This window comes from Echinicola strongylocentroti, from assembly GCF_003260975.1.
Taxonomy (GTDB): domain Bacteria; phylum Bacteroidota; class Bacteroidia; order Cytophagales; family Cyclobacteriaceae; genus Echinicola; species Echinicola strongylocentroti.
The window spans coordinates 3,460,540-3,486,143 of record NZ_CP030041.1; the positions used below are offsets into that span (position 1 = coordinate 3,460,540).

The following is a 25,604-nucleotide window of genomic DNA, read 5'->3' on the forward strand; positions in this document are numbered from 1 at the left end:
ATGCCTACTGTTTGTTGCTTTTATAATACAGCACAGAAGCATTGGATTCTTTGATAGTGGTGCGTGCCATTTCGGAAATTTGGTCAGCAGAGATGGCCGTTTTACGATCATATTCCATTTGATAAATATCCGGTGATCCCAGTTGTGTGTAATAGGCCAATGTCATTGCCCTGTTGATCAGCTGTATGGATTCATAGGTTTTCATGGCTTCCGCCTGGTTTTTGACCTTGTCGAGGGTTTCTTGGGAAATGGTGCTTTCGAGAAACTCCTGAAGTGTTTCGTCCAATGCTTTTTCAGCCTCTTCAGCAGATTTTCCTTTTTCCATTTTACCAGAAAAAACCATCAGTCCCGGGTCTACAGAGCCTAAGATGTAGGCATTGCAAGAAGCGAAAATATTGGTGTTTTTAACCAATCTTTGTTCTAGCAAAGAGGACCTCCCAAAACCCAAGATGTCCGTCACCAAATCGCATTCCAAATACCCCTTTCCCATTCTTGCGGGCATATGGTAGGCCTTGTAGAAGGCATCCGTAGGCACATCGGCGAAGTGATGGAGGGCACGTTTTTTGTCTTGAACAGGTTCTTGGGCGATGGCTGATTGTGGCTTTTTAGCGGCAGGAATAGGGCCGAACCATTTCTTCACCATTGCGAGCACCTCTTCGGTATCGACATCACCTGCAACGACCAAGATGGCGTTGTTGGGAGCATAGTGGTATTGGTAAAAAGCCCGGATATCATCTTCACAAAATCCTTCAATATCATGCACGTCCTTGCCGATGGTCGGCCATTGGTAAGGATGGGTTTCATAGCAAAGTCCCCTCATCAAGTGCATGGTATCACCGTATGGCTGATTTAGGTAGCGCTGCTTAAACTCTTCAATGACGACCTTTCGCTGTGTTTCGATGGTCTTTTTGCTCAGGTTTAACTGAAACATCCGGTCAGACTCTAGCCAAAAGGCCGTTTCGATATTCGTAGCAGGGAGCGTGATATAATAATTGGTGATATCGGTGTTGGTGAAGGCATTACATTCTCCTCCCACCCGCTCCAAAGCACTGTCAAAGCTGGAGACATTCTTGGACCCTCCAAACATCAAGTGCTCAAAATAGTGGGCAAGGCCTGTTTTACCTGATATTTCATTTCTCGAGCCAACTTTATATATAATATTGGTCACGGCCATTTTAGTACTGTGATCTGGATGGATCACCACACGAAGGCCATTGTCTAACACGTATTGCTCGTAATTGATCATCGATTTGAATTGCTGATTTTCAAAAAATCTACGACCTAAAAGGCCGATTAGACTGGGCTTTGAAAATACTTGTATATGAATTTCTATAAGTAGTAAAACAACCGTTGGTTAGGCGGTATAACAGTTCGCAACAACAAATCTAATAAATTCCTTGAACTTTAGTGTCCTAACTTCTTAAATCAGTAGGGCAATTGCACTTGTCAAGCCTAAAGAACGGCCGAGTTCTGTAAACACGGCCAACGTTCTCAGGTACATGTCAAATAAAAAAGGGGCTCTTCGCTCCGATAAACTGGAAAATCACCTTACCTAATTGGTGTTGATTTCTTACTGAGCTTATCCAATCGCTTCTCCTGAGAAGCCTGCCGCTTCCAAAGCCGCTTTTACGTCTTCTACCGTGGCATCACCGGTTAAGGTCAATTTTTTCTCTGGATCATCGAGATCGACATTCCATTCACTGTTGGGAAGGGCATCCAGCTTTGGGCTGACGGCTTCGATGCATCCAGCGCATTTGATATTGGTTTTTAGCTTGATCATGGTTTTGTTGTTTAAGGTTTGAAAGTTGTAATGTTTAACCCGGTTTCAATGCCGTTTAGTTAGTATGTACCCGGAAATATTGGTTCTATTGTTTTTCTGCTAAATTCCAAGATGGTTTTCATCTCTTTACCTTTGTCACTTTTTTGCTTCAGGTCAAAAAAGTAACCAAAAAACCCCGCCGCTGTGCATCTATTGGCCTAAAATTAAAATCTTCCCTCATGCAGGCAAACTCCTCCTTTTCTAGCAGCCAACATTCTTTTTGGTTAGTATTTCGTCAAACAAGCCTGCCTTCTTGCCCTCCCGCTTTTTAATTTCTTAACGCCCAATACCTGCAAGGCGGATCCATTTTGTACATATTTTAAAAGGCCATGGATTAAAATCATAACGCTCTCAATGGACGATCCGTATTGGAAAATCTTCTTAACTAAACGGCATTGAACCCGGTTTATGCATTAGGAATCGTCATCGCCTGTCCCGATAGCTATCGGGAAGGTTTGAAACTGCAAGAAAATCAGACTGTTTGGTGATTGAGGCATAGCGCGGCTATGGTGAAATCGAAAACAGCAGCGAAGCAACTGATTTTGAAGCAGTTTCAGACCGCAATACCTGTGCGCCGTGGCGTAGGTAGGCTAATGCATATTCCGGGTTTAATAAGGTCAAGAAACTGTAGAATCGTCTAACTGAAGGATTGTTTGAGGGGGAAATCCGATTTCGGATTCGAGGTTCTACGATTCGACAATCACACAATTCTACAGCATCGATTTACAATGGGCATCCAGCATCCAAGTTTCATCCCTTTTTCAGGCGAAGGCTGTTGGTGACGACAGAGACAGAGCTCAGTGCCATGGCAGCGCCAGCGATCATGGGATTTAGCAGAAAGCCAAATGCCGGGTACAGTACCCCTGCTGCAATAGGTATGCCGATAGCATTGTAGATAAAGGCCCAAAAGAGGTTTTGACGAATCGTTTTGATGGTTCTTTTGGTGAGCCGGAGCATCTCGGGAACTTGCCTAAGGTCACCGTGCATCAAGGTCACTTTGGCGACGTCCATGGCGATGTCTGTTCCTTTGCCCATGGCAATGCTGAGGTCGGCAATGGCGAGTGCCTCGCTGTCATTGATGCCGTCTCCGATCATGGCTACCTGGTGTCCAGCGGCTTGCAAAGCACGGATATAATCGGCTTTTTCTGATGGGAGCAAGCCTGCTTTATAGTGTTTGATATGGACCGATTTGGCAATGATGGCAGCTGTCTTTTCTTGGTCTCCGGTAAGCATATGCACATCCAGTCCCATTTCTTGGAGCTCAGAGACGGCGGCTTCCGAGCCAGGTTTGAGTTGGTCGGTAATGCGGATGACGGCAATGAGCTTGTCTCCTTTTGCCATGTGGATGACTATTTCCCCATTGGCAAGGCCGTTTTCTTCGGCTTCCGTGAGGGTGGGGTCGGGCTTATATCCATTTTGGAGCAACCAGCTTTTTTTACCGATTGCATAAGCAATTCCTCCAGCTATAGCCGTCACGCCATTGCCAGTATGGGACTGGAATTGGTCGATAGCGGCTTTGTCAGCTTCTTTTAAGTATTGGGTTACGGCCAGTGCCAGCGGGTGTTCGCTTTTGGCTTCCATGGCCAAGAGCACTTCCTGTTCCTTTTGTGGCTGGGTAATGTCAGGGCTGAATTGAAGTGCTTTTACTTCCGGTTTGCCGGAGGTGATGGTGCCGGTTTTGTCCAAGATGATGGTGTCCACGGCTTGACCTGCTTGGAGGCTCTCGGCATCCTTGATGAGCATTCCCAGAGAGGCTCCTTTGCCAATACCGGCCATGATGGCTGTGGGCGTGGCCAGGCCAAGGGCACAAGGGCAGGCAATCACCAATACGGTGATAAATGCCAGCATCCCATGTAACCAAGGGTTTTCGGCTCCGCTAAATCCCCAAACTACAAGCGAAAGCAGTGCGATGGCAATGACCACTGGCACAAATACCGCCGTGATTTTATCCACCAGTCCCTGTACAGGGGCTTTGGAGCCTTGGGCTTCTTTGATCTTTTGGATGATTTGCGAAAGAACCGTCTCGTGACCTGCCTGCTCCACTGTAAAGACAAAACTGCCTTGTTGGTTGATCGTGCCTGCAAATACCTTTGAATCCTGCTTTTTTTCTGCAGGAAGGGGTTCTCCTGTAAGCATACTTTCATCCACGAAGCTATTGCCGTCCGTAATCTTTCCGTCCAATGGGATTTTTTGGCCAGGTTTGACCAAGACCATTTCCCCTGGAACTACTTCGCTGGTCTTCTTGGTCTGCTCTTGACCACTGGCAATAATGGTGACTTCACTGGGTTGGAGGCCCATTAGTTTTTTGAGGGCTTCGGTGGTGCCTGCTTTGGCTCCTGACTCCAGCATCCTGCCCAACAGGATCAGGAAGATAATAACTCCCGCCGCTTCAAAGTACACATGTGGTTCGATTCCCCTTTGCGCCAGCCATTCCGGCAGGAACGTGTTGAACGTGCTGTAAAGATAGGCCACGCCAGTACTGATGGCGACCAAGGTGTCCATATTGGCAGCGCCGTGTTTGGCTTGGCGAAGCGCATTGGTAAAAAACTGCCTGCCAAATACGAAGAGCACGGGAGTGGTCAACAGCCACATGATCATATTGGCATAGGGGATGGTAGAGAGAAACATACCAATCACGAATACAGGGACGACTAGCACTCCTGCTGCAAAGGTGTTTTTTCGGAGTTGTTGGTATGCGTTCCGTTGGAGGGCTTCTGGGTCTTCTTCGTCCTGCTGAATAAGGAGGTCATAGCCAGCATCCCGCACAGATTGCTGGAGGAGGCTTGGGTCGGTGTTTTCCTCTAGTTCAAGCAGTGCGGTATGATTGGCAAAATTGACACTGGCTTTTTTTACGCCTTGTTGCTTGTTTAGGGTCTTTTCTACGGTATTGGCGCAGCCTGCACAAGTCATGCCGGTCACAGGCCATTCTATTTTATTGCTCATATTTCGTGTTGTTCTAAATGGATCATTTACCCATGTGGTAGTAAATTCTACTGATACAAATTTACAAGAGTAGGAATAGGATGGATTACATAATTTTTGATCAAATTAAACTGAGGGTACAGGATTCCGGTTTTCAAGAAAAAAATCCCGAACTTTAAGGGGCTTATATCAGTTAAACCACCTAAAGCCCTTTTTCAGCGCATCAAAAACCTTCAAAATTTATGTTGAAATCTACTGTAGAGCCCGAGTGTACCGGGCAGTTTTCACCATTGTTTATCGATTATATCCGGCAGCAAGAGAAGCTTGCTCCTTTCTACAATGCTTTTCCGAAGTTGGAGAATTTCGGGTCTGTCATCCACAACAGGCAATTCGATTCCTCCAAGCGAGCAGTGCTAGTGGAGGCATTGAAAGCGCAGTATGAAGGGGGCGAAATAAGTGAGAAGGTGGCAGGAAATGTCGCTGCATTGGAGAATGACAAGACTTTTACGGTGACTACAGGACACCAGCTCAACCTGTTTACCGGGCCGCTGTACTTTATTTACAAGATTGTGTCTACGATCAACCTTGCCAAGCAATTGGGAGCGGCTTATCCAGCATACCGCTTTGTGCCGGTGTATTGGATGGCGTCGGAGGATCATGATTTTGAAGAGATCAATTACTTCTATTACGCAGGGAAGAAATATAGCTGGAACACCACCCAAAAGGGAGCCGTGGGGGATTTTGAACTAGATGGATCCATGGAGGAGCTGCTGAAGGAGGCGAGTTTCGTGCCCGATTTTTTCAAGGAAGCCTATCGCAAAAATACCACCTTGGCGGAGGCGGTGAGACAGTATGTCCATCACCTATTTGGTGACCAAGGCCTGGTGATCGTGGATGGCCATGACCGAAAGCTGAAAGAGCTGTTTATACCTGTCATCAAAGAGGAGTTGTGCTCCGGAAAGGCCAATGACTTGGTCAATGCCCAGTCGCAAAAACTGGAGGAACTGGGCTACAAGAGCCAGATTTTCCCCCGGGAAATCAATTTTTTCTATCTTGACAAAGGCGTCCGTAGCCGGATTGTAAAGACAAAGGAAGGATTTGAGGTGCTGGATACAGGGAAGGCTTTTGCAGAAGAAGAGTTACTCAAGTTAGTCGAGGAAGATCCTGCCAGATTTAGTCCAAATGTAGTGCTACGGCCACTCTACCAAGAATATATTTTACCCAATATCGCCTACCTTGGAGGACCTGCCGAGGTGGCCTATTGGCTACAGCTGAAAAGTGTGTTTGATCATTATGAGGTGGACTACCCCATGGTGATGCCCCGGAATTTTGCCATGATCAAAAATGTAAAGGCACAGCGAAAAGCAGCCGCACTAGGGCTGGATGAGCAGGCGTTATTTGCCCCTTACGATGAGTTGAAAAAGCGCCATGTAAAGGCCAATGCTCAGTCGGATTTGGACCTGACGGAAGAAAAGAGAGCTCTCTCAGCGGTATTTGAACACTTGGGGGATGAAGCAGCCGAAATAGACACCACCTTGAAGCATTCTGCGGAAGCAGCAAAGGTGAGGGCACTGAAGGTATTGGAGCATTTTGGCAACAAGCTACGCCAAGGCGAAGAAAGGAAGATGGACGTGGCCCTGAGACGCCTTAAGGAGGTCAAGGAAATCTTATTCCCGGGAGGTACTCCTCAAGAGCGGAAAGTTAATTTCCTTGAATTTTACCTAGCAGATGAACAGTTTATAGATGGTCTTTATGCGCATTTTGATCCATTGGATTTTAATTATATGATATTGGAACAGGATGGATGAAAAGAGCCTGCTAAGAAAGCGCTATAAGGAAAAAAGAAAAGCACTTGGTGCCAAGCGAAAAGCTGATCTGGATGCCAGTATCATGAGCCAAGTGATGGAATATTGCCGTGCGCATCGGAGGTTTCAGCATTTTCATATTTTTTTGCCTATTTCGAAGATGTCCGAGATTGACACTTTTCCAGTGGTCAAGGCCCTGCTGGCAGAAGGAAAGCGGGTTTACACTTCGGTGACCGATCATGTGGCTGGTGGGATGACCACCGTTGAGATTTTTTCAGATACCCAGTACATCAACGACCAATGGGGGATTCCTGTGCCCATTGAGGCCAAAAAAGTAGATGAAATTCGTATTGATGTTGTTTTTGTGCCACTTTTGGTATGCGATTTGAAAGGCAATCGCATTGGATATGGCAAGGGGTTTTATGACCGCTTTTTGGCGGGTTTGTCTCCCGAGGTATTTAAAGTAGGTTTGTCGTACTTTGTACCGGAAGTATCCATCTCGGCAGAAGCGCATGACATCCCATTGGATATTTGTATTTTGCCGAGCGGAATTATTGAATTCAACTAAACCAACATTATTAAATTTATTTCTATGATCAAGAAAGCAATTATTGCAGCTTTTGTGGTGGCGATCATGGCTGTCAGTAACCAAGCTGAAGCCCAGACGTATTCGACGGGTGTCGGCTTAAGAGCGGGTGTTTCGAATGGCCTGACGGTAAAGCACTTTATTTCTTTGGACGAGGCCATTGAGGGAATGCTGCACACCCGATGGAAGGGACTGATGATCACCGGGCTTTATGAGAAGCACAAGGATATCCGTGAAGTGAGGGGGTTAAAGTGGTTTTATGGCGGCGGTGCCCATATAGGGACTTGGGGAGATCGCAGTGACCCTCCTTTTCATGACTATGATGACAGCTACACGGTATTTGGCATTGATGGTATCATAGGACTGGACTATAAGTTTGTCGATGCGCCGGTAAACCTGTCTTTGGATTATAAGCCCGCCTTCAACATTACCGATGACGTAGGCTGGTGGGGTGATGAGATCGCCCTGTCCATTCGCTTTACGTTCCATTGATGCAGTGGTAGAGCAGTTGCCTATGATGTAGAATTGTCGAACGGTGATTTGTGGGTAGGGAAATGGTGTATGGCACCGCCGACCATTGTTTCCGTTCGACCATTCTAGTCCACCATAGGGTCTTCAAACCTTTTCACCTTTAAACCTAAAAAACCATGACCAATCCCATTTGGATAATGACTTCAGCGTTTGATCAGCTTAGCTTGGATGAAGTGATCAAGAGGGGCAATGAAATAGGCGTTCAGGGACTTGATGTGTGCGTCTTCCGAAAGGACGGCACACGGGATGATTTTGTGGCGACGCATTTGGATTATGATCATTTTACCCTTGATACGGCCAAGGAAGTGCTGGATAAGTTTAACAGTGCTCAGCTGCGGCTTTCTATTGGGGCTTTTGACAACCTTATCGGTGGCGATCCTGCCCAGCGGATAAAAAACCAAAACCATTTATTGAAGCTCATCCGAATAGCACACCTGATGGGAGGAGATGCCAATGATGTGAAAGTGGGGACCTTTGTGGGGTATAACCATGAACTGGGCAATCAGGAGAATGGTTTTGAGAAAAACCTGGAGGAGTACGCCAAGGTTTTCGGTCCGATCATCAAGTATGCAGAAGATTTGGGCGTGACGGTACTGTACGAAAATTGTCCTATGGAAGGTTGGCGGTCTGCTGGCTATACGGGGACTTTCAATAACCTCCCCGGTGTACTGGCAGCGCGTAAGCTGATGTATGCCATGATCCCCAGCAAGGCACATGGTGAGATCTATGATCCATCGCACGACGTGTGGCAGCATACAGATCCGGTAGAGGTGATCAAACATACCGATTTGGATCGCCTGAAGCGGATCCACGTAAAGTCTACCCGAAACAATGCAGACCCGTTTTGGGGAAATATGTACCCGACCCAATTGGTCAATAAATCCCTGGCGGATAGCGCTGGTGTACCTACTACAGAGCATGAATGGGACCGTCATCATTATGAAGCCACCTTGCCGGGTTTTGGTGTAGGAGATAGTATGGATTGGCGGCGATTTATCACTACGCTGCAAGAGAAGGGCTTTTCGGGGCCTTTTGAAATAGAAAATGAAGCGGGGCTCTCCAAGGGAACCGGAAATATGGCCGCCATCATGCAGGGCTACAAGGCCACCGTGCTTAATCTCAGTCCACTGCTATGGCCACTTACGGAAGCCGGCTACCAATATCCGGCCGAGGATTTTAAAGAAATGAAGGCATTGGCGGGAAAAGATATTCCGGTGGTGACAATGGAGGAGTTGGGGTGAGGAAATTAATCTGCCATTAAAATGGTGAAGACACCGATAAGGTGATGAGATGTATTTGCCCGTATTGTCTCCTGTGTGGTTAACACCAAGTAGTGTCAATAAAAACTAATTCGGGGTGTTGAGTTAAAAGCTCCATGCTCGTTGTTCCGCAGCCCAGCTGTTGGAACAACGAGGGGATTGGGGCAGGGCAAACGCATTAAAAAAAAATGTTTCTATTTGCATTTATATCTGCCGTTCCTACGGAACTTACCCTTTTGTGTGTAATCATTTTTGGTGAAGGTTGTCACCTGCACCTTCTATATGACCCTCTGCCAAAGGCGGATTAGGCAGGATGCTCAGTTGCTAACGTATATTCGGGGTTTAACCTCAACCAAATCAACTAATCATTCTTTCAGCCCATCCCGCCTTCGGTAAGATAGACTACTGCGGTTTCCAATGTATAAATCGGGGCAAAGTGCCATCGGCACGATAAATTTAGTAACCTGCGGATTCATCCGCAGGAGCTTAAGCTCACCTCAACCTCCCGAAGGAGTGCCATCGGCACGGATGATAGCTATGCCTACACGAAAATTGTTTCCCTTCAAAACACTAAACGTGTTTGCCCTGGGGATTGGGTGCGGTTTGGATAGAGCGCTGATTTTTTTCTTAAATTGGAAAGCCCTGAAAGGGCGTAACATCCCTAGCCGTGGGCAACTCCCATGGTAAATATCAAAAATAATCTCCTTGTTTTAGCAGTAACCATCTTCCTAGCGCTTATAAATTCACTAAAAATAAAAAGCCCCGCTAGGCGGGGCCGATATGTTTAGGCAAGTTTTACAAAATATTTATTGAGCACTCCCAAGTAAATTTTTGAAAACGTTTTGTAACACCAAGTTTTGAAATCTTGAACCTCGTGAGGCGTCAGCATGTTGAGGCCCTTTCTTAACTCTTTCTCGAAAAGTTTCTTGTCAAAACTCACCTTAAGCAAAATGGTTTTAACATATTCTATCATGGCTCATTTATTTTTTATGTTGGTTAAACAATACTATTATTGGTACGACAATACTTTGAATTTGTTGCGTTTAAAATATACTCGTTAATTTGCAACCTAAAGCATTCCGATTACCTATGAAAAGAACGAAATTTTACTTTGCCCTAGTATTCATTTGGACGATGGTTTTTTCCTATGCCTATGCTCAGGAAGTAAAAGTTGCACTAGGCCCAGATGAAATAGGGTTGAATGAAACGTTCAGCGTAAAAATAACCATTTCTAATGAAAAAATAAAGTCTTATGATCAATTTCCGGAGATTCCGGGATTCCAAAAGCAAGGGGTGTCCCAGTCCTCCTCGATGAACGTGATCAATGGACAGGTGAGCAGTACCAACAGTATCGTCCAGTATTACAGACCGCTCAAAAAAGGGTCATTTACCCTGCCGGATTTTACCGTGCAGATCAATGGTGAAAGTGTGCCATCACCGGGCAAAACCATCAAGGTTACCGACTCCAAGCAGTCCCAACAGCGCCAACGTCAGCGAACCGATCCTTTTGATGATTTCTTTGGCGGGAGTGAGCGACAGGAGCAAGAGTTTATAGAGCTTGATGATGAGGCTTTCTTTGCCATGAGCGTCAATAAGGACAGTATTTACATGGGAGAGGGCTTTAATGTCAGCTTGGCTTTTTACATGTCGGAAGCTAACCAAGCACCGTTTGATTTTCACGAACCCGGTAAGCAATTGGAACAAATAGTCAAAAAAATAAAGCCCACCAATGCTTGGGAAGAAAATTTTAACATTACGAATATCCAGCCTGAACGAGTGACCATTGACGGCAAGAACTGGACACGCTTCAAAGTGTACGAGTCGACTTTCTATCCCTTCAATGTAGGCGAGGTAAAACTGCCTTCTATCGACTGGGAAATGATCAAATATAAGGTTGCCAAGAACCCTACCTTCTTTGGTAATAATCGCCAGCAGGATTTCAAGACTTTTCATGCTCCGGGCAAGGCAGTTTATGTCAAACCACTACCTCCCCATCCGCTTAAAAATGAGGTGAGTGTAGGGGTGTACAGGATACGTGAAAACTTTGAGACCAAAAAGGTGGAAACAGGAGAAGGCGTTACGTATGATTTTGGGATTACCGGGGAAGGGAATATCAGCACTATCAAGGCTCCCCGAAAGAAAAATATCCAAAAGCTCAACACCTATGACCCCAACGAACGCCAACAGATCAACAGGGGCCGCGGGCGTGTGACAGGGATCAAGCAGTTTGAGTATTATATCACCATTAATGAGCCGGGAGAGGTGAAATTGGCCGATCACTTTGAGTGGATTTATTTTAACACAGATAAAGCGAGCTACGATACTTTAAGGCCAAATGCGGTTTTGGATGTGGTGGGAGAAAGTAAAATCAACCAAGCCATCTCGGGTACCAGGCTTGGTGGGATTTATGATTTAATCGAACTTGAAGACAATAAGCTTTTAAACGAACGATTTAAGTATTATTTTTCGGCTTTTATCAACTTACTATTGGCCGGTGCAGTGATTCTACTGGTCGTATTGATTATTAAAAAGAGGTAATGGGGAATTCATTTGGAAGAGTATTTAAGATAAGCACCTTCGGCGAATCGCATGGGAAGGGGCTAGGAGTGATCATAGATGGCTGTCCGGCAGGTTTGCCGATTGATGAGGAATTTATCAGGCAGGAGCTACAACGGAGGAAGCCCGGCCAATCCAAAATTACTACCCAGCGAAAAGAAGAAGATGAATGCCAGATTCTTTCTGGGGTTTTTGAGGGAAAGAGCACAGGAACTCCCATTGCTATCGTGATCATGAACACTGATCAGAAAAGCAAGGATTATTCCCATATTGCCGATAAGTACAGGCCTTCCCATGCGGACTTTACCTACCAAGAAAAGTACGGTGTGCGCGATTACCGAGGAGGAGGGAGAAGTAGCGCCCGTGAAACAGCCGCCCGTGTGGCTGCCGGTGCGGTAGCCAAGCTGTTCCTGAGGCATATAGGGGTAGAGATCAATGCCTATGTGTCCCAAGCGGGTCATATCAAATTAGAAAAGCCTTACCAAGAGCTGGATTTTGCAGAGATAGAGAAAAACATCGTTCGCTGTCCCGATCCGGAGGTGGCCCAGGACATGATTGACTATATAGATGAGATCAGAAAAAACAGGGATACCGTAGGTGGTGTGGTCAGCTGTGTGGCAAAGAACGTTCCGGTGGGACTCGGAGAACCCGTTTTTGACCGCTTGCATGCGGATTTGGGCAAGTCCATGCTCAGCATCAATGCCGTGAAGGGATTCGAATATGGTAGTGGATTTGAAGGGGTGACCATGTCGGGATCTGAGCACAATGATGCTTTTTATATGGATGGAGAGCGGGTAAGGACCAGAACAAATAATTCAGGAGGTATCCAAGGTGGGATCTCCAATGGAGAAGATATTTATTTCCGTGTGGCTTTTAAGCCTGTGGCGACCATTATGAAAGACCAAGAGAGTGTCAACCAGACAGGAGATGCAGTGACTGTTTCCGGAAAGGGCCGGCATGATCCGTGTGTAGTTCCCCGAGCAGTACCGATCGTGGAAGCTATGGCGGCCTTGGTACTAGCGGACTTCTTATTGTTAAAGCGATTGAATAAATTGGATGTTTAGGAATTTAACCCAGATAAAATGCTAAAAAAGATACCCCTTCACACGCAGATCATCATCGGCCTTGTTTTGGGCCTAGTGTTTGGTCTGATCGTGATCAAGACTCAGATTTCACCAGATTTTACGATTGATTTTATCAAGCCCATTGGTACGATCTTTATCAATGCGCTTAAAATGATCGCAGTACCTTTGGTACTGGCCTCGCTGATCGTAGGGGTGTCCAATTTGGGCGACATCACCAAGTTGGGAAGGATTGGTGGTAAGACCATTGGTGCATACATGATGACCACTGTCATTGCGGTGACTGTGGGGCTCTTGCTGGTCAATATATTTGCGCCAGGCAAAAGCCTGCCACCTGAGACACGTGAAAACCTCATGGCACTGTATGATGATGTGGTAGGTGATAAGACCAACCAAGCAGCGGAATTGGCAGAGCAGAGTCCCTTGAAGCCTTTGGTCGATATTGTACCCCAAAATGTATTTCTGGCTACTACCGATAATGGAAGTATGCTACAGGTAGTTTTCTTTGCGATTTTAGTGGGAATTGCCCTACTAGAAATCCCAAAGTCCAAAGCCAGTCCCGTCATTGCCTTTTTTGATGGCTTGAATGACGTCATCATCAAGATCGTAGGATACATCATGTTGATTGCTCCATATGGGGTGTTTGCGCTGATGGCTTCCCTGATAGTGGAAATCGCCGGTGATAATCCCGACTCTGCTATTGAGCTGTTGTTTGCATTGCTGAAATATAGTCTTTTGGTAGTGGCCGGACTGTTACTGATGGTTTTTGTGGTGTACCCGACCATTCTGAAGGTGTTCACCAAAGTGAAATACAAAGATTTCTTTAAAGCCCTAAGGCCTGCGCAGTTGTTGGCGTTCTCTACAAGTTCCAGCTCTGCGACCTTGCCAGTAACCATGCGGCAGGTAGAAGAAGAAATAGGGGTGTCCGAAGAAGTCAGTAGTTTTGTACTTCCACTGGGAGCGACGATAAATATGGACGGTACCAGCCTGTATCAAGGGGTGGCAGCTGTATTTATCGCCCAAGCGCTGGGACTAGACCTGACACTTACGCAGCAGTTGATGATCGTGCTGACGGCTACCTTGGCGTCCATTGGTACGGCAGGTGTACCCGGTGCTGGCTTGATTATGCTTTTGATTGTATTGGAATCGATAGGGGTGCCCTCAGCGGGTTTGGCGCTGATCTTGGCTCCGGATAGGATCTTGGATATGTTCAGGACAGTGGTGAATGTCACCGGTGATGCTACCGTCTGTACGGTGGTGGCGAGTACCGAAGGAGAGCTTCCTGACGGTCTGATCAGAGAGGCTAACCCATTGACTTCTACATCAGATTCATAAATTTGCAGTAGATAAGGAACTTATCACCGGTTTTACTGTTTGAATTGCTAGAAACCGCTATGAATGAACCTTTCATGTGAAAGCAGCCGAGGCGGTTACTGATGGCCAATTTATAACTATAAGATTTTCGCAAGAAAACTAAAAATAATAATCATGTTACAAGCGCAAAAGAAGCCCGTACATATCTATCTGGAAGCAAATCCCAATCCGAATTCGCTGAAGTTTGTGGTCAATTTTATGTTGACGGACGAGGGAGTGAGTTTTGACTATCCAGATGAAAAGAGCACAGAGAATTCCCAGTTGGCAAAAGAGCTGTTCAATTTTGCAGCGGTAGAGCGTGTTTTTATCGCCTCTAATTTTGTGACGGTGACCAAAACCGAAGAAGTGGAGTGGCCAGAAGTGCAGGACTTTATCCGCGACCATATCAGACAATACCTAGAGTCTGGAAAGCCGGCCATTGATGTGGTGCTGGACAAGGATCCGCTGTTTGACGAGAATGATAGTGAAGTGGTCAAAAAGATCAAAGGAATCCTTGATGAATATATACGTCCGGCAGTAGAGCAGGATGGGGGAGCCATTACTTTCCATAGCTTCCAAGATGGAGAGGTCAAGGTGCTTTTGCAAGGAGCTTGTTCAGGCTGTCCTTCAAGTACAGTAACGCTAAAAGCCGGGATAGAAAATCTCCTTACCCGAATGCTGCCGGATGATGTGAAGTCTGTGGAGGCAGAAGGGGTTTAAAAAAATAATTTTGTAGATAAGGTCATTCGCCAGAGCGGATGGCTTTTTTTTTGCTAAAGTAGTTGATAAAAAATCATTGAAAATATATGCTTAGGAAAAACTGGACTTGGGTGATTTTGGGGCTGGTGTGCCTGGTCATCCGTTTTATTGCTGTCCAGTTTCCTGAGGCTACAGAACGAGCCTATTCGCGGGAGTTTTTTCCTGTAGTCCGTAATGTCATTGATGTTTCTATTGCCCGGTTGCCTTTTCCCACGGTCTATGTGTTTTTTCTGGGTTTGTTATTGGCACTGGGAGGGTATTTTTGGAAAGTGGTGCAGCGGAATGGATGGAAAAGGAAGTTGTTGTTTACCGGAAGGTGTTTCTTAAATTTTATCGGATTATTGATATTCTTTTTTTTGGTGTTGTGGGGCTTTAACTATCAACGTGTGCCCATTTTTGAGCAACTTGGGCTAAAGCCATTGGCTTTGGAGAAAGAAACGTTGCTCAATGAGCTTATCCTGACCAGGGATCTGCTTCACCAGGTCAGGGGGAATATCACGGAAGATACGGTAGCTATTGGCAGCACGCTGCCTTACGGAGAGTTGGAAGATGTGGTCAGGGCAAATATCCGTGAAAATCTGTACATGATGGGGCTCAACTTTACAGGTCATCCCCGAACCAAGCAGCTTTACCCGGAGGGATTGTTGAGAAAGCTTGGGATTTTGGGTATTTATTTCCCTTTCGTAGGGGAAAGTTATATTGATCCGACATTACATCCGCTGGAAAAACCCTTTACGATAGCCCATGAAATGGCTCATAGCTATGGAGTCACCGACGAGGGGGAAGCCAATTTTATCGGGTGGGTGATCTGTAGTCACAGTGATAATCCACTTTTACAATATTCGGGGCACTTGAGATTGCTGAGCTATCAGTTGAATGATCTTTACAGGCTGGATCCAGATGGCTATCGCCATTTTTTACCGACAATGGATAAGGGACTCAGGAATGACCTGATCGATATCTCCGAAAATCATCGAAAGATCAAAGCGTTTTCACTGGAACTCAGTAGACGGTCAAATGACCTTTTCCTCAAATCCCAAGGCGTCAAAGCAGGCGTGAAAAGCTATGCCCAATTACCTATGCTGGCCTATGCATGGAGGAATAAGTTGAAGGGGAAATAGATAGTAATAAGTGCCCATCCCAATTCTTTACGCTAGGTGGATTTGGCGGTAGCGGCGAGCCGTTTTCTCTTGGGTTTTTTGTTTCCTACCCAGACGCCAATAATGACCGCTATCATTCCAAGGAAGTGTCCAGGAAGAAACATTTCTCCATCCAATACACCCCAGGCTATGGCCACGATGGGAATAAGATAGGTGACGGTACTGGCAAATACAGGGCTGGCGATTTTAACCAGGCCATTGAACACGATCAGCGAGACGGCCGTCCCCAGTACTCCTAGAATGGTCAGGTAGGTAGCTGCCAGTGGTGCTCCTTCGACATGGGCCAGTTTGTACGTGAAATCAGTCTGAATGAAAAGATAACCCAAGGCTACCGGGAGCGCTAGCAACAACGAAATAGCCGTAATTTCTACCGGCTTTAGGGCTTCAAACCAATGTTTGATAATATTTAGGTTGATGCCATAGCAGATGGTCGCCAAGATGACCAATAGTGCATAAGCATTAATAGAAGATAAACTGGAGATGCTGCTGCCTTCCTTAACGCTAATAAGGACAATGACACCGATAAAGGCAATGAGCAAACCTAGACCATTTCTGAAGGTGATTTTTGACTTAAAAAACAATGCCCCGATGACCACCACAAAGAGGGGCGTGAGGGCATTAAGGACTCCTGTGATGGAACTGCTCAGCTGGGTCTGTGCCTTGGCGAAGAGGAAGGCCGGCAGGAAACTGCCCACTAAGCCAACTACCATGAGATTGCCGATTTGTTTTCTGCTTAGTTTTAGGATTCTTGGCAGGGATAGTGGGAGCAATACAGCAGCGGCAGAGACAATTCGATAGGCACCCACTTCACCAGGGGAGAAGACCAATAATCCCTTTTTGATCAGGATAAATGAGCTGCCCCAAACCAGTGAAAGAAAGCCTAATAGGAGCCAACTTCTCAACGGTTGATTTTCCGTAGTGTTTGATGTCATATTTGGGTAGGGTTTTCAGGTTGATAACATGTTAAAAGTTAAGTTTTTCCATAACAACGCATTGAAATGGATAGTTGCACCCTTCAGTTTTTTTGTTTGCCTAGATTGGGTTAAAAATTCTTTTCCAGTTTAAAAAAAATCACCGCAAATCTTAATCATCTGTGTAATCAGCGTTCTAACCGAACCATCCCCAATCCATCAACTTTTCTGCTTGATCCCTTTTATTGGGTGAGCATACCGGGTAAAAAAAACAGGCTGTGAACGAATGCCCACAGCCTGTTTCAATTGTGAATAATAGGTTCCCAACCTTTACTCCACAGTAACCGATTTGGCCAAGTTTCTTGGTTGGTCCACATTACAGCCTCTCATCACAGCGATGTGATAGGAAAGTTGCTGAAGTGGGACCACGGAAATCAGCGGTACAAAGGCCTCATGGGCCCTTGGGATTTCGATCACATGGTCGGCCATTTTCTTCACTGTTTGGTCACCTTCTGTAACTACGGCGATGATTTTTCCTTTCCGGGCTTTCACCTCTTGGATATTGCTGACCACCTTTTCATAAGAACTGTCCTGTGTGGCGATAAATACCACTGGCATTTCCTCATCGATCAGGGCGATAGGACCGTGCTTCATTTCAGCTGCAGGATAGCCTTCGGCGTGAATGTAGGAGATTTCCTTTAGTTTTAGCGCTCCTTCCAGTGCCACAGGGAAGTTATATCCTCTTCCAAGGTAAAGGAAGTTCCTGGCGTCTTTGTACTGTGCAGCGATTCGCTCTATTTGTTCGTTGAGCTTTAGTGCTTTTTCGACTTTTGAAGGGATTGCTTCCAGTTCGCTGAGCAGCTCCATGTATTTACTTTCAGGAAGTGTACCTCGCTGATAGCCCAGCATCAGTGCCATCATGGAGAGAACAGAAATCTGTGCAGTAAAGGCTTTGGTAGAGGCCACGCCGATTTCAGGACCAGCATGGGTGTAGGAGCCCGCATGGGTCGCACGGGCAATGGATGATCCCACCACATTACACACGCCAAAGATCGTGGCGCCTTTTTGCTTGGCCAGCTCGATGGCCGCCAGGGTATCTGCTGTCTCCCCAGATTGGGAGATGGCAATGACAAAGTCACGGCTGTTGATCACCGGATTTCTATAGCGGAATTCCGAGGCATATTCCACTTCCACAGGAACACGGGCAAATTCCTCAAAGAGGTATTCTGCCACTAGCCCTGCATGCCAACTGGTGCCACAAGCGGTGATGATGATACGGTCGGCATTTTGGAACTTGTTCATATAGTCCCGCAAGCCACCTAGAATCAGTCGACCGGCCCTGGAGTCCAACCTTCCCCGCATACAATCCGCAATGGAACGGGGCTGCTCATTGATCTCCTTGAGCATGAAGTGTTCGTAGCCGCCTTTTTCGATGGCTTCGAGCTCCATGTCCAGCTTATTGATATACGGGTGGGTTTCGACGTTTTCGATCGTTTTGATCTGAAGCTTGGCGTCACGGATGACGGCAATTTCGTAATCATCCAAGTATACAACCTGATTGGTGTATTCCACGATGGGGGTGGCGTCAGAAGCCAAGAAAAATTCTCCCTCTCCCACACCAATGACCAATGGAGAGCCTTTTCTGGCCGCAATCAAGGTGTCAGGTTCCTCCTTGTTCATCAATACAATGGCATAGGCCCCTACGATCTTGTGAAGTGCCAGTCTAACGGCTTCTTCCAAGCTGCAGTTGTTGTTTTGATGGATGTCCTCGATAAAGTTGATAAACACTTCCGAGTCAGTATCACTGTGGAAGGTATACCCTTTATTGATAAGGTCGGTTTTGAGAACTTCGTAATTTTCGATGATGCCATTATGGATCATGGCGAAATTTTCCGATGAAGAATAATGCGGGTGGGCATTGACATCATTGGGTTCGCCATGAGTGGCCCATCGAGTATGTCCTATCCCGATGTGAGAGTGAAGGTTAGGGGTGCTTTCGATGAAGTTTTCCAATTCGGAAACTTTCCCTTTCTTCTTATAAACATTGAGTCCGGCGTCATTTAGTAAGGCCACACCGGCACTGTCATAGCCTCGGTATTCGAGGCGTTTTAGGCCTTTTATGATGACAGGCAGGGCTTCCTGCTTGCCAACATAGGCAACAATTCCACACATAAAAATTACTTATTAGGGTCCGAATTTAATTTCTAATTATTTCATGATCGATTATCTAAGTTTAGTATAATAGATTTTTAGGGTTATCGAATTTTGATTGACAATGTATTCTCGTAAGGATCTTGTAAGGCTGTTTGAAGCCACTATACTATTCCCTGAATAGGTGATGGAAGCAGGATATAACAGTAAATCCGTGCGTACGACATCCGTCCTATAGAGAGCATCTACATAGTCAGTAATGCCATATCGGGAATCTGCAGGAGTGTAAATGAATTTTTCAGTGTTGAAGGCCAGTGGATTGGCACCTCCAGAAGTAAATACAGGAACCACATTGCCGTCATCATCAGTGGTCGTTTGTGGATATCCCTTTTGTTGTACACTATAGGGAGCGCCATCTTCCCTTCTGAGGATTTCGTTGTTGTCATCCGCGAGGTATTGGATCATGCCTTGGATAGGCATGTTGCTGTCAGGGAAGTTTTCGGTAGGTCCCATTTCTAAGGAAGCCTTATTGAAGATCACATTCCCTAAAGTATCCAGGAAGTTTGATAGTGGCTCCATGTTCAGTTTTACCATGTGCCCCAGTAAGGCTTTGCTGCCTACCAAATCACCTACATCATAAGCGGTGTTTTTTTCCGTGACGATGGATGTAGGTGTGCCCGAAGGGTCATTGGTAATGCTATTGAAATGTCTGACGCCATTGGTATAAATGGAATAAACACTCGAAACGGTATCTTCTTCACTGTTCCTGTAATACAGTTTGATACCGGTATTGGTGTATCCCGTGTTATGTTCCTCTCTGATTACATTGATGGTGGTTTGCTGTTCTGGAGATCCTTTCAGAGCAAATCCAGGGAAGTAGTCCCGAAAGGAGAAGATATCATTAAACACTGGATCCTCCCCTTTTAGTTTGGTGAACAAATCATCGGCAAGGGCTTCCTCCAAGTTCATGAATACCACAGTGTCGGAGTTCTCCTTTAGCATAAAAGATCCTGCAGCAAATGGAGCCTCCTCATATGCCAAGTGGTCAAAATTATAATAGGCCGTGTCCAGGATAGGTTCGGTAAGTTTATATGCTGAGAAGGTTTTGGCTTCATCAAGATCCTCTGCCGTCAGGGACCCAATGCCCAAGCTGAATTTGGCAGAATCAAGGATGGCCTCACTTTCAGGGATAGTGGCAGAGGTACTAAAAGTAAGTCTGCTATAAGCAGTAGCCTCTGTTCTGCCAAAATAATCACTGATGTCTCCACCTGCCACTAGGGTGCCGGAGTTGGTGGTGTTGAGTGAGTCAGCAGATACCAAATAAGCAGAAAGGGGTATTTCTGCATAGAAAACCCCTATTCTGTTAGCCTCTGGATCCAGTACCAATCCGATATCAGATGGGTCTTCACATCCATAGATCAATGGCGTAGAAAGTAATAACAGTCCGGCAAGCTTAGCCTGCCAATTCTGTATAGATGTTGTAATAACTTTCGAAAAGTTGTTCTTCTTCGTCTTCGTTGTTAATATCACACTTTTTGTCTTTAGAGCACTCTTCAATAATTTGATTTAGACTGTCGGAGATTTCGTTGCCTTTGATGACAACATCAGCATACTCCATACCGATCTTCACGAAGCCTTCATAATCTTTTGACTTCAATGGTGAGAGGATACTGTCGTCGATATCGACCATTTTTACCTTCTCCAACAAATCATCGCCAAATTTATGATTAAATCCGTTATTATAAATAGTGAACACGGATTTTGTGCTCTTAAATAACGGTTCGTTTTTGTAAGTGGTTTTCAGGTACAAAGGAATCAAGCTGGTCATCCAGTCATTGCAGTGAACAATGTCGGGGGCCCATCCCAGTTTCTTGACGGTTTCGATAACCCCTTTGCAGAAGAAAATGGCTCTTTCATCATTGTCTTCATAGAATTTTTCCTGCTTATCATGGAAAACGCTTTTGCGCTGGAAATAGTCTTCGTTATCGATAAAATATACCTGAAGCTTTGCGTTAGGAATGGAAGCCACCTTGATGATCAATGGTTTTTCCTCCTCCCCTACAGAAATGTTGATTCCTGAAAGCCTTACTACTTCATGCAACCTGTTCTTTCTTTCGTTGATCAAACCAAATCTCGGAACAAGAATACGGATTTCCATTCCTTTTTCCTGCATGGCCTGTGGCAAGGCCCTAACGAAGTTAGCTACCTCTGAGGTTTGAAGAAATGGATTGATTTCACTTGCTACGTAGAGAATACGAAGTTTGGACATATCTTGTTTTTTTTGTTGAGGGATAATACGGGACTACAAAGATACAAAAAAAAATACAAAAACCCGTTGATATTGTCTAGAATAATTTACTTTTGCTCCTATTTTGCTAAGTGTAAATGATAAGACGTGAAAATTCTAAAGACCAAGCAAGAAGTTAAACAACAGTTATTTGCCCATCGTAAAGCAGGCCAGTCGATCGGCTTAGTGCCCACAATGGGCGCCCTGCATGAAGGGCATTTAAAATTGGTGAAAAACGCCATGTCTGCTACCGATATCGTAGTGGTTTCCATCTTTGTCAATCCCACTCAATTCAATAATCCAGCGGATCTTGAGAAATATCCCAGAACGGTGGCGGGGGATTTGGACTTGTTGGAGAAAGAAGAGGTTGATTATGTGTTTCTCCCTGAAGTGGAAGAGATGTACCCACAGCCGACAGCTTTGACAGTTGATTTTGGGAATTTGGAACGGATCTTAGAGGGAGCTTTCAGGCCGGGGCATTTTAATGGCGTAGGCGTGGTGGTGTCCAAGTTGTTTCATATTGTTCAGCCCGACAAGGCATTTTTTGGACAGAAAGACCTTCAGCAGGTAGCCATTATAAGGAGAATGGTGGAGGACCTTTCTTTTGGAGTGGAAATGGTCGTGATACCTACTTGCAGGGAAAAGGATGGATTGGCCATGTCTTCCAGAAATGGGAGGCTGTCTGCTATAGATCGTCAGCGGGCTGTTATTCTTTATGACTCGTTGGTACAGGCAAGAAAGGAACTTTTAGCTGGCAAGTCATGGTTTGAGGTACAGAAAGAAATATCACATAAATTTAATGAGGAGCCAGGAGTGAAGTTGGAATATTTCGAATTGGTAAGGACAAATAGCCTTGAAATGATCTCAGAGATAGATTTGAAGGCTCCAATGGAGGGGCAGAAATCCTCTATTTGTACTGCGGCTTTTGTAGGAGATGTGAGGCTGATCGACAACTTATCGATTTAATCCTTAAATTTGTGGCAAATTTATAAAGCGATGCAAATTCAGTTATTGAAATCAAAGATTCACAGGGTCAAGATTACACAGGCGGAACTTCATTATGTGGGAAGTATCACTATTGATGAGGATTTGATGGACGCGGCTAACTTAATTGAAAACGAAAAAGTACAGATCGTCAATGTCAATAATGGTGAGCGGCTGGAGACTTATGTGATCAAAGGTGAGCGCGGCAGTGGTATGGTCTGCCTGAATGGCCCTGCAGCCAGAAAAGCACAAGTAGGTGATGTGGTGATCATTATTTCCTATGCTTCCATGGACTTTGAAGAAGCCAAGAAGTATAAGCCAGTAGTTATATTTCCTGATGACTCCAATAAATTAATCTAACTTGAAACTAACGATAAAGCAATGGATTCAGGTGGTCGTGTCGCTTGCGGTGGCCATTTGGATTTTTTGGTTCTTATATAAAGATGTCAAAATGGAAAGCCTGTTGGAAGCACTTCAGCAGGCTTCATTTTTTTGGATTGGTATGTCCATTGGCATTTCCATTATTGGTTTTGGGGTGCGAGCGTGGCGTTGGAAATTACTGATAGATGCTGATTTGGAGAAACAATTGCCTACGCTACGTGCTTTTTATGGACTTATGATTGGCTACTTAGTGAACATGTTGGTCCCCAGAGCTGGAGAGGTGGCCCGTTGTGGTGTCCTAAAAAAAACAGAGAAACTTCAGCTCAGCAAATTGCTGGGAACGGTTATTTTGGAACGTTCAGTGGATTTGCTATTTATGCTTTTAGTGATATTTCTGGCATTTGTCCTGGAGCGGGAAATATTTGTTGGACTGGCACAGGAACTGGTCTCTATGGAAGCCATAAAGCTGGCCTTTCAGGAATACCTTCCGCTGTTGATCAGTGCGGTGGTTTTGGTAGTGATCGTTGTTTATTGGGTCGTCAATAGATACAGAGACCATGGTCTGGTACAAAAATTCCATCATTTTATGAGGGAGTTGGTAGGTGGACTTAAAAGTGTCCAGCGGATGAAAAACAGGAAAGGATTTTGGCTTGCCTCTGTCGGGATATGGATAATTTATTTCCTGATGATGTATTTTATTGCCAAGGCCATCCCCAGTACTGCCAATCTGTCCCCTTCTTCAGTGCTGATGGTCATGGTGATGGGTAGTATAGGTATGATAGCGCCAGTTCAAGGCGGAATAGGGACCTTTCATGCGCTTGTAGCCTTTATTTTAATGACATATGGTCTGACTGAAGAGCAGGGCAAAATATTTGCAGTGATTGTCCATAGTTCACAAGTGCTGATCGTATTGGTGGCTGGAGTCATCAGCCTCTTGGCCGTGGCAAAAATTTCTGTCATAACAAAACCACAGGCGGGGCATTTGCGTAATAATTAAGCGTTTAAAACAGACAAAAATATGTTACTGATTCTAATTGTAGTTGTATTTGGAATTTTGGGTTTTGTGATCAGTAAAAAACTGAAAAGCAAATTCAAAAAGTATTCCCAGACGGCCTTAGAGGCCAATCTTTCAGGGAAGGAAATAGCGGAGTTAATGCTGGCTGACCATGGCATTCAAAATGTGGCGGTGAACTGTGTCGAAGGAAAACTGACCGATCACTATAATCCACAGAACAAATCCGTGAACCTCAGTCCAGATGTTTATTACGGCAGAAATGCTGCAGCCACTGCTGTATCGGCCCACGAATGTGGCCACGCCGTGCAGCATGCCCAGTCGTATGCTTGGTTGGGACTTCGTTCTGCGATGGTGCCCATTCAGAATGTCAGTGGCAAAATCCTGAATTTTGTACTGATTGCATCCTTGTTTGGAGGTTTGGCACTGTTTAACCTTCCGTGGGAAATGGTAGGTGTGATCGTGGTAGGCTCTTACGGTGTGATCACCTTGTTTACCTTTGTGACCTTGCCCGTGGAGTTTGATGCCAGTAGAAGGGCATTGGCTTGGGTAAAAGAAAGGAATATCGTCACACCTTCTGAGTACGAGATGTCCAAGGATTCCCTAAAGTGGGCTGCCATGACCTATGTGGTAGCTGCGATGGCTTCTTTAGCGACATTGGCTTATTATGCCATGATCTTTTTTGGCGGAAGAGATTAAGCGGAGAGAAAAGAGCCAAGAAGAAAGAGAAAAGTGTATCAAGATTTAACCCGGATTATGCATTAGGAATCGTAGTGAGAGCTGAAATTGCAAGAAAATCAGTTAGTTTGGAGGCATTAGCGTAGCACCGCTACGGTTATGCCGAAAACTAAAGTGAAACGGCTGATTTTGAAGCAGTTTAATGTCGCAACAGATAGGCTATTGCATATTCCGGGTTTAATAACAAGGGCTGCTTTCCAGTGGAAAGCAGCCCTTGTTTATGTAATGATGTTTACTCCTTTGTGGAATATACAAATACTATCTCACATCTAACGTCTCCTATCTAAGCCCCCTTTTAGCCTTGACTGACAAACTGGTAGTCGGCAAAGTCCACGGCAACTTGATCCAGGAGTGATGATACTTCAGCATAGGTGTCCGCCGTGACCATCTGGGTGCGGTAGGGTTTGAAGTTGGGCATGCCACGGAAGTAATTTGTATAGTGTCTTCTCATTTCCAAGATGCCGAGTTTTTCACCTTTCCACTTGACAGAAAAGTCCAGGTGTTTTTTAGCAATGCTGATGCGCTCTTCCAAGCCTGGTGCAGCAAGTTTTTCTCCGGTTTCGAAATAATGCTTGATTTCATTGAAAATCCACGGATAGCCGATTGCCGCGCGACCGATCATCATGCCGTCCACGCCAAAGCGATTTCGGTATTCCAGCGCCCTTTCCGGGCTGTCGATGTCGCCATTGCCAAACAACGGAATGTGGATGCGTTGGTTTTCCTTGATCTTGGCCAGGTATGTCCAGTCGGCTTCACCTTTGTACATTTGCTTTCTGGTACGGGCGTGCACGCTGATGGCCTGGATGCCTACATCCTGAAGCCTTTCCACGACTTCTACGATCCGGATGGTGTTATTGTCCCAGCCGAGCCGGGTCTTTACGGTGACAGGGATATTGACGGCTTTGACGATCTCTGCAGTCATGCTCACCATTTTATCGATGTCGAGTAGAATACCCGCGCCGGCACCTTTGCAGGCGACTTTATTGACAGGGCAGCCGTAGTTGATGTCCAAGATATCTGGGCCAGCTTGTTCAGCAATAGCCGCCGCCTCTCTCATGGAGTCGATTTCATTGCCAAAAATCTGAATGCCGATAGGTCGCTCGTATTCAAAAATATCCAGTTTTTGGACACTCTTGGCTGCATCTCTGATCAGTCCTTCTGAGCTGATGAATTCAGTGTACATCAAGTCCGCTCCATTCTCCTTACATACCGCCCTGAAAGGCGGATCACTGACATCTTCCATGGGTGCCAGTAGTAAGGGAAATTCCCCTAAAGCTAAGTTTCCTATTTTTACCACGATTGATTTAT

At 45.5% G+C, this 25,604-nt stretch carries 22 protein-coding genes; 13 read left to right on the top strand and 9 right to left on the bottom strand.

What is annotated here, in order from left to right; translation table 11 throughout:
- Window positions 1–4 precede the first annotated feature (4 nt).
- The 3 genes from DN752_RS13505 to DN752_RS13515 all read right to left on the bottom strand — a co-directional run bounded on the left by DN752_RS13505 (window position 5) and on the right by DN752_RS13515 (window position 4,762).
- Complete coding sequence (locus tag DN752_RS13505) at window positions 5–1,246, bottom strand: M16 family metallopeptidase (protein ID WP_112784434.1); 1,242 nt, start codon at window positions 1,244–1,246, stop codon at window positions 5–7.
- A gap of 333 nt (window positions 1,247–1,579) precedes the next feature.
- Window positions 1,580–1,780, bottom strand: coding sequence for a heavy-metal-associated domain-containing protein (locus DN752_RS13510; protein WP_112784435.1), 201 nt, complete (start codon window positions 1,778–1,780; stop codon window positions 1,580–1,582).
- Between the two features lie 789 nt (window positions 1,781–2,569).
- The gene (locus DN752_RS13515) at window positions 2,570–4,762 is read right to left on the bottom strand and encodes a heavy metal translocating P-type ATPase (RefSeq protein ID WP_112784436.1); all 2,193 of its coding nucleotides are present in this window, start codon (window positions 4,760–4,762) and stop codon (window positions 2,570–2,572) included.
- A gap of 221 nt (window positions 4,763–4,983) precedes the next feature.
- Between DN752_RS13515 and bshC the strand changes: the two genes are divergently transcribed.
- From bshC to DN752_RS13535, 4 genes are all read left to right on the top strand, one after another.
- Window positions 4,984–6,549 (top strand): bacillithiol biosynthesis cysteine-adding enzyme BshC, encoded by a 1,566-nt coding sequence (gene bshC / locus DN752_RS13520; protein WP_112784437.1) that lies wholly within the window; start codon window positions 4,984–4,986, stop codon window positions 6,547–6,549.
- The gene (locus DN752_RS13525) at window positions 6,542–7,114 is read left to right on the top strand and encodes a 5-formyltetrahydrofolate cyclo-ligase (RefSeq protein WP_112784438.1); all 573 of its coding nucleotides are present in this window, start codon (window positions 6,542–6,544) and stop codon (window positions 7,112–7,114) included. The genes bshC and DN752_RS13525 overlap by 8 nt, the downstream gene beginning before the upstream one ends.
- 24 nt (window positions 7,115–7,138) lie before the next feature.
- Window positions 7,139–7,624 carry a hypothetical protein gene (locus DN752_RS13530; RefSeq protein WP_112784439.1) on the top strand — a complete coding sequence of 162 codons (486 nt, stop codon included), beginning with the start codon at window positions 7,139–7,141 and terminating at the stop codon, window positions 7,622–7,624.
- A 155-nt stretch (window positions 7,625–7,779) separates the two neighbouring features.
- A complete protein-coding gene (locus tag DN752_RS13535; protein WP_112784440.1) occupies window positions 7,780–8,904 on the top strand; it encodes a sugar phosphate isomerase/epimerase family protein in 1,125 nt (374 codons plus the stop codon).
- An 802-nt stretch (window positions 8,905–9,706) separates the two neighbouring features.
- Here the strand turns inward: DN752_RS13535 and DN752_RS24925 are convergent.
- A complete protein-coding gene (locus DN752_RS24925; RefSeq protein ID WP_112784441.1) occupies window positions 9,707–9,895 on the bottom strand; it encodes a hypothetical protein in 189 nt (62 codons plus the stop codon).
- A 116-nt stretch (window positions 9,896–10,011) separates the two neighbouring features.
- Here DN752_RS24925 and DN752_RS13545 point away from each other — a divergent pair, with 116 nt between their 5' ends.
- The 5 genes from DN752_RS13545 (at window position 10,012) to DN752_RS13565 (ending at window position 15,793) form a co-directional block, all read left to right on the top strand.
- On the top strand, window positions 10,012–11,460 hold the full coding sequence (locus DN752_RS13545; protein ID WP_112784442.1) for a BatD family protein: 1,449 nt from the start codon (window positions 10,012–10,014) through the stop codon (window positions 11,458–11,460).
- Window positions 11,460–12,542, top strand: a complete 1,083-nt coding sequence (aroC, locus tag DN752_RS13550; RefSeq protein ID WP_112784443.1) for a chorismate synthase — start codon at window positions 11,460–11,462, stop codon at window positions 12,540–12,542. The genes DN752_RS13545 and aroC overlap by 1 nt, the downstream gene beginning before the upstream one ends.
- Before the next feature lie 18 nt (window positions 12,543–12,560).
- Window positions 12,561–13,895, top strand: coding sequence for a dicarboxylate/amino acid:cation symporter (locus DN752_RS13555; protein WP_112784444.1), 1,335 nt, complete (start codon window positions 12,561–12,563; stop codon window positions 13,893–13,895).
- A 153-nt stretch (window positions 13,896–14,048) separates the two neighbouring features.
- A complete protein-coding gene (locus DN752_RS13560) occupies window positions 14,049–14,633 on the top strand; it encodes a NifU family protein (protein ID WP_112784445.1) in 585 nt (194 codons plus the stop codon).
- 86 nt (window positions 14,634–14,719) lie between these two features.
- Window positions 14,720–15,793: a DUF3810 domain-containing protein gene (locus tag DN752_RS13565; protein WP_112784446.1), complete on the top strand. Its 1,074-nt coding sequence runs from the start codon at window positions 14,720–14,722 to the stop codon at window positions 15,791–15,793.
- Window positions 15,794–15,825: 32 nt separating this feature from the next.
- Here DN752_RS13565 and DN752_RS13570 read toward each other — a convergent pair whose 3' ends face one another.
- The 4 genes from DN752_RS13570 to DN752_RS13585 form a co-directional block, all read right to left on the bottom strand.
- Window positions 15,826–16,764: a DMT family transporter gene (locus tag DN752_RS13570; RefSeq protein ID WP_112784447.1), complete on the bottom strand. Its 939-nt coding sequence runs from the start codon at window positions 16,762–16,764 to the stop codon at window positions 15,826–15,828.
- A 309-nt stretch (window positions 16,765–17,073) separates the two neighbouring features.
- On the bottom strand, window positions 17,074–18,915 hold the full coding sequence (gene glmS / locus DN752_RS13575; protein ID WP_112784448.1) for a glutamine--fructose-6-phosphate transaminase (isomerizing): 1,842 nt from the start codon (window positions 18,913–18,915) through the stop codon (window positions 17,074–17,076).
- Between the two features lie 51 nt (window positions 18,916–18,966).
- Entirely contained in the window at window positions 18,967–20,424 is a 1,458-nt protein-coding gene (locus DN752_RS13580) for a DUF4270 domain-containing protein (RefSeq protein ID WP_245949217.1), read from the bottom strand.
- Window positions 20,348–21,163: a glycogen/starch synthase gene (locus DN752_RS13585; RefSeq protein ID WP_112784449.1), complete on the bottom strand. Its 816-nt coding sequence runs from the start codon at window positions 21,161–21,163 to the stop codon at window positions 20,348–20,350. The genes DN752_RS13580 and DN752_RS13585 overlap by 77 nt, the downstream gene beginning before the upstream one ends.
- A gap of 126 nt (window positions 21,164–21,289) precedes the next feature.
- Here DN752_RS13585 and panC point away from each other — a divergent pair, with 126 nt between their 5' ends.
- Genes panC through DN752_RS13605 form a run of 4 tightly spaced genes read left to right on the top strand, consistent with a single transcriptional unit; the run spans window position 21,290 to window position 24,257 of the window.
- The gene (gene panC, locus DN752_RS13590; RefSeq protein ID WP_112784450.1) at window positions 21,290–22,147 is read left to right on the top strand and encodes a pantoate--beta-alanine ligase; all 858 of its coding nucleotides are present in this window, start codon (window positions 21,290–21,292) and stop codon (window positions 22,145–22,147) included.
- Between the two features lie 30 nt (window positions 22,148–22,177).
- A complete protein-coding gene (gene panD / locus DN752_RS13595) occupies window positions 22,178–22,525 on the top strand; it encodes an aspartate 1-decarboxylase (RefSeq protein ID WP_112784451.1) in 348 nt (115 codons plus the stop codon).
- A gap of 1 nt (window position 22,526) precedes the next feature.
- Window positions 22,527–23,543 (top strand): lysylphosphatidylglycerol synthase transmembrane domain-containing protein, encoded by a 1,017-nt coding sequence (locus DN752_RS13600; RefSeq protein WP_112784452.1) that lies wholly within the window; start codon window positions 22,527–22,529, stop codon window positions 23,541–23,543.
- A 21-nt stretch (window positions 23,544–23,564) separates the two neighbouring features.
- Window positions 23,565–24,257, top strand: coding sequence for a zinc metallopeptidase (locus DN752_RS13605; RefSeq protein ID WP_112784453.1), 693 nt, complete (start codon window positions 23,565–23,567; stop codon window positions 24,255–24,257).
- 334 nt (window positions 24,258–24,591) lie between these two features.
- On the opposite strand, the gene dusB is transcribed toward DN752_RS13605, so the two are convergent.
- Window positions 24,592–25,593, bottom strand: a complete 1,002-nt coding sequence (dusB, locus tag DN752_RS13610; RefSeq protein WP_112784454.1) for a tRNA dihydrouridine synthase DusB — start codon at window positions 25,591–25,593, stop codon at window positions 24,592–24,594.
- Window positions 25,594–25,604 lie beyond the last annotated feature (11 nt).

Coding starts and splice junctions, on each gene's coding strand:
- DN752_RS13505 (WP_112784434.1), bottom strand. CDS start 1,246: ATGATCAATTACGAGCAATACGTGTTAGACAATGGCCTTCGTGTGGTG.
- DN752_RS13510 (WP_112784435.1), bottom strand. CDS start 1,780: ATGATCAAGCTAAAAACCAATATCAAATGCGCTGGATGCATCGAAGCC.
- DN752_RS13515 (WP_112784436.1), bottom strand. CDS start 4,762: ATGAGCAATAAAATAGAATGGCCTGTGACCGGCATGACTTGTGCAGGC.
- bshC (WP_112784437.1), top strand. CDS start 4,984: ATGTTGAAATCTACTGTAGAGCCCGAGTGTACCGGGCAGTTTTCACCA.
- DN752_RS13525 (WP_112784438.1), top strand. CDS start 6,542: ATGGATGAAAAGAGCCTGCTAAGAAAGCGCTATAAGGAAAAAAGAAAA.
- DN752_RS13530 (WP_112784439.1), top strand. CDS start 7,139: ATGATCAAGAAAGCAATTATTGCAGCTTTTGTGGTGGCGATCATGGCT.
- DN752_RS13535 (WP_112784440.1), top strand. CDS start 7,780: ATGACCAATCCCATTTGGATAATGACTTCAGCGTTTGATCAGCTTAGC.
- DN752_RS24925 (WP_112784441.1), bottom strand. CDS start 9,895: ATGATAGAATATGTTAAAACCATTTTGCTTAAGGTGAGTTTTGACAAG.
- DN752_RS13545 (WP_112784442.1), top strand. CDS start 10,012: ATGAAAAGAACGAAATTTTACTTTGCCCTAGTATTCATTTGGACGATG.
- aroC (WP_112784443.1), top strand. CDS start 11,460: ATGGGGAATTCATTTGGAAGAGTATTTAAGATAAGCACCTTCGGCGAA.
- DN752_RS13555 (WP_112784444.1), top strand. CDS start 12,561: ATGCTAAAAAAGATACCCCTTCACACGCAGATCATCATCGGCCTTGTT.
- DN752_RS13560 (WP_112784445.1), top strand. CDS start 14,049: ATGTTACAAGCGCAAAAGAAGCCCGTACATATCTATCTGGAAGCAAAT.
- DN752_RS13565 (WP_112784446.1), top strand. CDS start 14,720: ATGCTTAGGAAAAACTGGACTTGGGTGATTTTGGGGCTGGTGTGCCTG.
- DN752_RS13570 (WP_112784447.1), bottom strand. CDS start 16,764: ATGACATCAAACACTACGGAAAATCAACCGTTGAGAAGTTGGCTCCTA.
- glmS (WP_112784448.1), bottom strand. CDS start 18,915: ATGTGTGGAATTGTTGCCTATGTTGGCAAGCAGGAAGCCCTGCCTGTC.
- DN752_RS13585 (WP_112784449.1), bottom strand. CDS start 21,163: ATGTCCAAACTTCGTATTCTCTACGTAGCAAGTGAAATCAATCCATTT.
- panD (WP_112784451.1), top strand. CDS start 22,178: ATGCAAATTCAGTTATTGAAATCAAAGATTCACAGGGTCAAGATTACA.
- DN752_RS13605 (WP_112784453.1), top strand. CDS start 23,565: ATGTTACTGATTCTAATTGTAGTTGTATTTGGAATTTTGGGTTTTGTG.